This is a genomic window from Gemmatimonadota bacterium (genome assembly GCA_026387915.1).
Classification (GTDB): Bacteria; Gemmatimonadota; Gemmatimonadetes; order Gemmatimonadales; family Gemmatimonadaceae; genus Fen-1231.
In genome coordinates, this window is sequence record JAPLKS010000005.1 from 263,400 (window position 1) to 270,409 (window position 7,010).

The window sequence follows — 7,010 nt, forward strand, 5'->3', positions numbered from 1 at the left end:
TTCTTGGCCATGGCATACTCAAACGGGGTAACCATTATGTCCGCACGGGCAGAGGCCACGCGCGCCGGTATCAGCTTCGGCAGCGCGCTGGCGATTGCGATTTCCTGGAGTCTCCACCACTCCATACTCTGGGCGATTTTCCACGGGTTCTGCTCGTGGCTCTACGTCCTCTACTTCGCCATTACGCGGTGACCTCCCGTCGGTGGCGGTGGCTCGACTCCGGTGCGGCGGACGGCGTGACCCAAATGGCCGTCGACGCCGCACTTATGGACCGGGCGCGGGCGCACGACGAAGCGGTGCTCCGCGTGTACGCCTGGTCCGAGCCGACCCTGTCGTTTGGTCGGCACGAGACGGTACGGGGGCGTTTCTCGGAAGCCACCCTCGCCGCGCGCGGCGTTGGCGCGGTGCGCCGCGCCACTGGCGGACGGGTGTTACTCCACGACCACGAGGTCACATACAGCGTGACCGCCCCCACTGACGACGACGCGCCGCTCTCAACCACGTACGCCGCCATCAACGCGCTGCTCCTCGACGCCCTGCGCCTGCTCGGCGTCGTGGCCACGGTCGCGCCGGGGGGTGCGCCGCTCCGCCCCGGTGACGCGACGTGTTTTGCCGAGCCCTCCGCCGGTGAACTGGTGGTTGGGGATCGCAAACTCGTCGGGAGTGCACAGGTGCGCGAGCGCGGCGCACTCCTCCAGCATGGCTCCATTCTGCTCGCCGACGACCAACCGCGCATTGCCGAACTCGCCGACGCGCCAATGACCGGCTCCGCGCCCGCCGCGACGCTCACGGGCGCGATGGGTCGCACGCCGTCGTACGCCGAGGTGCGTGACGCACTGTTGCACGCTGCCCGCGCTCGATGTGGCGCGATCGACCCCCTTGATCCGCACGACCTCGACTTGGCCGTCGCTACGCATCGCGACCGTTTTGCGTCGCCGGAGTGGACGTGGCGACGGTAGTCCTATAATGTTGGCTTTTCCCCCGCCGAGAGCCTGATGAGTCGCGTGTCGAAGCCGTTCGCGTTGTTCGCGCTCCTCTGCTCGGGCGCCGTCGCCGCCTCCGTTGCCGCGTGCGCGCGGGACCAATCGCCGGCGGGTGGAACGGTGGTCATTGGAAGCGCGTCAGAGCCCGATCGCCTCCTGCCGCCCTTCTATCAAACCACGCCGCAGCGCGCGGCATCTGAACTGCTCTTCGATGGCCTCGCCACGATGGGCGCTGGGCTGAACACCGTTGGCGATGCGGGCTTTGAGCCGCGCCTCGCACGTCGCTGGAGCTGGGCGAAAGATTCGCTCTCCATCGCCTTCGAGCTCGACACGCGGGCGCTCTGGCACGACGGCACTCCCGTGCGCGCCGCCGACGTGGCCTTTGCGTTCAGTGTGTATGCTGACTCGCTCGTGGGTAGCCCGCGCCGCGGCGATCTGCGCAACGCGCTCGACTCGGTTACGGTACGCGACTCGCTCACGGCGGTCGTTTGGTATTCTCATCGCAGCGCCGAACAGTTTTATACCGTCATCGCATCGCTTGTGCCGCTCCCACAGCACACACTCGGAAAAATTCCGCGCGACTCGCTCGGCGCATCCGCCGCCGCGCGCGCGCCGGTGGGAAGCGGTCCGTTCGTGTTCACGTCGTCCGCGACTGGTCAGCTCGACCTCGTGGCCAACGACCGCTACTACCGCGGCCGCCCCGCACTCGACCACCTCGTGTTCACGGTCGTGAATCAGGTGACCACCGCGCTCGCCAAAGTGTACGGTGGCGACGTCGATTTTTACGACAACTTTCCCCCGCAGGAAGTCGCGGCGCTCGCCACGCATCCCGACCTGCGGCTCATTGAGCAACCGTCGTTCAGCTACAACTTTCTGCAGTTCAATCTCATGGACGGCGCGAGTGGCCGGCCCCATCCGGTCTTGGGCGACCGCGCCACGCGCCGCGCACTGGCCATGGCGCTCGATCGACGTGCGATGGCGCAGAACGTCTTCGGTGCCGTCGGCGTTGCGGCCATTGCGCCGGTGTCCCGCGCGCAGTGGAGCTTCGACAGCACGGTCACACGCATCCCCTTTGACGTCGCTGCTGCCGCGCGCACGCTCGACTCGCTCGGTTGGACTCTCGGCGCTGACAGTGTTCGACACCGAGGGTCGCACACATTGTCCTTTGCGCTCCTCGTGCCGTCGGTGAGCAAGTCGCGCGGCAGTTATGCGGTGCTCATTCAGGAACAGCTCCGTCGCGTGGGCGCCAAGGTAGACGTGCAATCGGTGGAGCCCGGCGCCTTTCAGGCGCAAATGGGGAGCCATCAGTTCGATGCGCTCATCGGAGGATGGGGCGTGACGCCGAGCCCGACGGGAATCGCGCAAACGTGGACGGGCGCACCGCGCTCGGGATCGTTCAACAACGCGGGGCGATACAGCAATCCGCGCTTCACCGCGTCCGTCGACTCCGCGATTACCGCGACCAGCATGGTCTCCGCTAAAGCGCACTATCGTGCGGCCTATGAGACCATCATCGCCGACGCGCCAGCCGTGTGGCTGTACGAAGCGCCGAATCTGCTGGTGGCGAGCGCCAATCTCGTCACGGGCCCGATGCGCGCCGATGCCTGGTGGACCAGCGTGCCCGCGTGGCATTTGCGTGCGGCGGCCAAGGCGCGAGCGACGGCCGCCACCAAGGCGCCGTAACGCTTGGCGATCTTTCTGCGCGCTCAGGGCGTGCGACGCTTCGCGCTCCACCGAGCGCTGCAGGCCGTGGCCGTCACGGGCACGGTGGCCGTCGTCGCGTTTTTGCTCGTACACTTTGCGCCAGGCGATCCGTTTAGTCTCTCGCTCGGCGACCCAGGAATCACCGATGCGTGGCGCGCACAGCAGCGCGCGTTGTTCGGCCTCGACCAGCCGCTCCCAAGCCAACTCTGGCATCTCGCGAGCGGCTATCTCCGCGGCGATTTTGGCTGGTCCATTCGACACGCCCGCCCCGTGGCCGACGTATTACGCCAAGCACTCCCCAACACAGTGCTCTTGATGGGCACCGGCCTCACGCTGGGACTCGTGAGTGGTGTAGCGCTCGGCACTTGGCAGGCCGCGCGACGCGGCACGGTTGGAGAACGATTGTCTGGAGCGCTCGCACTTGCCGTCGTGTCGGTGCCCGAGTTTTTGATTGCCATCGGAGCCATCGCGCTCGTAGCGCGTCATCTGCATTGGTTGCCGGCGTCGGGACTCATCGATCAACGCGCACACAACTTGCTCGGCGCCGCGGGCCGCGTGGGTGATGTGCTGACACATCTCGCGTTGCCGGCCCTGGTCATCGCCACGACCGTTGCGGCCGCCGTCTCGCGCTATCATCGCGCCGCGATGCTCGCGGTGCTGGAGCAAGATTTTATTCGCACCGCGCGCGCCAAGGGGCTGATGGAGTGGCCCGTGATTGCGCGGCACGCATTCCCCAACGCACTCGCCTCCGTACTCGCGCTCACCGGCCTGATGCTCCCCGCACTGTTCGGTGGTGCAATCGTCATTGAGCAATTCTTTGACTGGCCCGGCATGGGGCGTTTGATGTTCGACGCCGCACTCGGTCGTGACTATCCGTTGATCGTAGGCGGCGTGGTGCTGGCGGGCGCGCTGGTGGCGGTTGGCGCAGCGGTGACCGACGTGCTCGCGCACACCCTCAATCCGCGACTGGAGTTGGACGCGTGAGCGCGCCGGTACGCATCGCCGCGCGCGGCGTGCGCGACGCCCTCGGTGGCACCGTCACGCTGCTGGCGGCCATCGCGCTCGTGATCATTGCCTTGGCGACTATTGGCGCGCCGTGGATCTCGCCATTCGATCCCAACGCCATGCCGGATTTTGTGCGCGATCAATTCCTCGCGCCGTCATGGCATCATCCGTTTGGCACCGATCAATTCGGCCGCGATGTGCTCAGTCGTGTGTTGCACGGCGGCCGCGTGTCGCTCGGCATCGCGGCACTTGCCGCGGGGATTGCCGTCATCGTGGGCACTGCGTGGGGCGCCGTGGCCGGGTTTGTAGGCGGCGCACTCGACACGTGGCTCATGCGCATCGCCGATGCGCTGCTCTCGATCCCGCGCGTGCTGTTGCTCTTGCTCGTCCTCGGGCTCGCGGGTACCCCAACGGTTTCGATGGTCGCCGTTTTATTGGGCGTGACCTCGTGGCCCGGCATGAGCCGCGTGATTCGCACGCACGTGCGCGAGTTGCGGCATCAGGATTATATGCTCGCGGCGCGCGCCCTCGGCACGCCGTGGTGGCGCACCGTCACGTTGCATCTGCTCCCCGCCGTCACGCCGCAGGTGATCGTGGCGGGTACACTCGGCTTTGCGTCGGTCATTCCCCTCGAAGCGACGCTTTCGTTTCTCGGACTCGGCCTACATCCACCGCACGCCAGCTGGGGAAACATCATTCTCGAAGGCACCGAGCAGGCTGGCACACATTGGTGGCTGGTCGTGTTTCCGGTGATCGCACTGCTCGTGACAGTGCTCGCGGCCAATACCCTCGGCGAGCGAGTACAGGACGCCGTGGATCCGCGACGGAGCCGTGCCCAGTGACCCCAATCCTAGAAGTGCAGGACTTGCACGTCTCGTTCCAACGCGGACATGACTCCCACGTCGCAGTGCATAACGTGAGCTTCACGATTGCGGCCGGTGAAACCGTCGCGCTCGTCGGCGCGTCGGGGAGCGGCAAGTCGGCGCTTACACTCGCCATCATGGGGCTCTTGCCGCAACATGCCCACGTTGCGCCTCAGAGCCGCGTGCGCTTCGAAGGCGCCGACTGGCTCGCGGCCTCGCCGCGCGAGCGCGCGGCGTCGCTCGGGCGCCGCATTTCGATGGTGTTTCAAGAGCCGAGCAGCGCACTCAATCCACGGATGCGAGTGGTGGATCAAATCGCCGAGGTGGCGGTCACCCACACCGACGCATCGCACGCATCGGCCCGAACACGCGCGCGCGAAATGCTCGCGCGCGTGGGACTCACCGACCTTGAGCGCACAGCAGCGGCCTTTCCTCACGAGCTTTCGGGCGGTCAACAGCAGCGCGTCCTTATTGCCATGGCGCTGCTGCTTCAGCCCGCGCTGCTCATTGCCGACGAACCGACCTCGGCGCTCGACGTCACCACGCAAGCCGCCATTCTCGCACTGCTCGCTGAACAGCAGCGGCAGACCGCAATGGCGATGCTCTTCGTGACGCACGACTTCGGCGTTGCGGCAGCACAATGCCAGCGCGCCTTGGTGATGCACGAGGGGCGCATCGTAGAAGACGCGCCGATGGCACAACTCCTCCACGCCCCGTCGCATCCACACACGGTCGCGTTGCTCCACGCGGCGCGGCAACTGGCGTTTACGCCATGACGGCTTTCATTCAAGTCCGCGATCTCGTCGTGGAATTCGCAACGCCACATCACCGCGTGCGCGCCGTCGATGGCGTCTCGCTCGACATTGCCCGCGGCGAGACGCTGGCTGTCGTCGGCGAATCGGGAAGCGGCAAGACCTCGCTCGGCCGCGCGATGCTGCGGTTGGTCGAACCATCGGCCGGCACGATCCACATCGACGGCGCCGACCTGCTCGCGCTCGCACGCGAGCCACTCCGGATGATGCGCCGACGCCTGCAGGTGGTATTGCAGGACCCTCAGGCGTCGCTCGATCCACGCATGACCGTCGGCGCCATCGTGCGTGAGGGGATGGACGCCCACCACATCGCGACACGCCGTGATCGCAATGCGCGCGTCGCACAACTACTCGAAGAAGTCGGACTCGACGCTCCGTGCGCCGCGCGATACCCGCACGAGTTCTCCGGTGGGCAGCGGCAACGCATTGCGATTGCCCGTGCCCTCGCGCTGGAACCGGAGTTCCTGGTGCTCGACGAAGCCGTCTCCGCGCTGGATGTCTTGGCGCGTGCCCACGTGATGGAACTCCTCTCGGTACTGCAACGCACGCGAGGCCTCACCTACCTGTTCATTGCCCACGACCTCGCCGTCGTGCGCCATCTCGCTACGCGCGTGGCCGTCATGCAACTCGGCCGCATCGTGGAACTCGCGCCCACAGACGCCCTCTTCGCGAGCCCGAAGCACCCGGTCACCCGCGCCTTACTGAGCGCCGTTCCCGTTCTCGCCCCAGCCTGAGCGGACCGGCACCTCTGGCGCCTCGCGTGCTTTCAGGCGACCCTATGTGACACGCCGTTGCCACCTTTTCCGACACCGATCGTGACCGCACCCACACAAAACGCCGACGTCTTCGCCGACCGCTCGCTCCTCGGGCATCCCAAGGGGCTGGGTCTTCTCTTCATCACGGAGATGTGGGAACGCTTTTCCTACTACGGAATGCGCGCCCTCCTCGTCCTGTATCTCGTCAACTCGCAGCATTGGACCGCCGAAAAGGCCGCCAATCTGTACGGGACGTACACGATGCTCGTGTTCCTCACGCCACTGATTGGCGGCTATCTCGCCGATCGCCTCATTGGCACACGACGCTCGCTGGTGCTGGGCGGCATCATTATTTCGATCGGGCATTTCACACTGGCCTTCCCCGGCGAGTTCGCGTTCTACGCGGGCCTCACGCTGATCATCATCGGCACCGGCTTCTTCAAATCGAATGCGGCCACGCAAGTCGGACAGATCTACGGCCCCGGCGACACGCGCCGCGACTCAGGCTTTACCATCTACTACATGGGCGTGAACCTCGGCGCCTTCCTCGGGCCGATCGTCTGCGGCGGACTCGCGCAGAGCCCACGCTTTGGCTGGCACTACGGCTTTGCCGCCGCTGGCGTTGGCATGGTGCTCGGGTTGATTGTCTACCTCTGGGGTCGTGAGAAGTATCTCCCCGGCATCGGCATGCCCGGCCGCACGGAGCACAAGGGCGACAAAGGCGAAGTACTCGCGCCCACCAATCCAATGCACGGCATCGGCGGCGCGATCGTCGGCGCGGTCATCGGCTGGTTCGGCGGCGGCGGGAGCATTCTCGGACTCGCCATGGGCGCGGTGATTGGCGCCGCACTCGGCATCTCGATTCTCGGCTCTCAGGGCGAAGAGCGC

At 66.3% G+C, this 7,010-nt stretch carries 7 protein-coding genes and 1 pseudogene; all 8 read left to right on the forward strand.

Annotation, left to right across the window (positions count from 1 at the left end):
- The first annotated feature begins 9 nt into the window (after nucleotides 1-9).
- Complete coding sequence (locus tag NTZ43_02220; GenBank protein ID MCX5766027.1) at nucleotides 10-192, forward strand: hypothetical protein; 183 nt, start codon at nucleotides 10-12, stop codon at nucleotides 190-192.
- Nucleotides 189-959: a hypothetical protein gene (locus tag NTZ43_02225; protein ID MCX5766028.1), complete on the forward strand. Its 771-nt coding sequence runs from the start codon at nucleotides 189-191 to the stop codon at nucleotides 957-959. Before NTZ43_02220 ends, NTZ43_02225 begins: the two co-directional genes overlap by 4 nt.
- A gap of 36 nt (nucleotides 960-995) precedes the next feature.
- The gene (locus NTZ43_02230) at nucleotides 996-2,666 is read left to right on the forward strand and encodes a peptide ABC transporter substrate-binding protein (protein ID MCX5766029.1); all 1,671 of its coding nucleotides are present in this window, start codon (nucleotides 996-998) and stop codon (nucleotides 2,664-2,666) included.
- Between the two features lie 3 nt (nucleotides 2,667-2,669).
- Nucleotides 2,670-3,671: an ABC transporter permease gene (locus tag NTZ43_02235; GenBank protein MCX5766030.1), complete on the forward strand. Its 1,002-nt coding sequence runs from the start codon at nucleotides 2,670-2,672 to the stop codon at nucleotides 3,669-3,671.
- Nucleotides 3,668-4,534 (forward strand): ABC transporter permease, encoded by an 867-nt coding sequence (locus tag NTZ43_02240; protein ID MCX5766031.1) that lies wholly within the window; start codon nucleotides 3,668-3,670, stop codon nucleotides 4,532-4,534. The genes NTZ43_02235 and NTZ43_02240 overlap by 4 nt, the downstream gene beginning before the upstream one ends.
- On the forward strand, nucleotides 4,531-5,331 hold the full coding sequence (locus NTZ43_02245) for an ABC transporter ATP-binding protein (GenBank protein MCX5766032.1): 801 nt from the start codon (nucleotides 4,531-4,533) through the stop codon (nucleotides 5,329-5,331). Before NTZ43_02240 ends, NTZ43_02245 begins: the two co-directional genes overlap by 4 nt.
- Nucleotides 5,332-5,387: 56 nt before the next feature.
- Nucleotides 5,388-6,086: pseudogene (locus tag NTZ43_02250) on the forward strand (ATP-binding cassette domain-containing protein).
- Nucleotides 6,087-6,182: 96 nt separating this feature from the next.
- Nucleotides 6,183-7,010: peptide MFS transporter (locus NTZ43_02255; protein MCX5766033.1), on the forward strand; the 828-nt coding region annotated here is incomplete at its 3' end.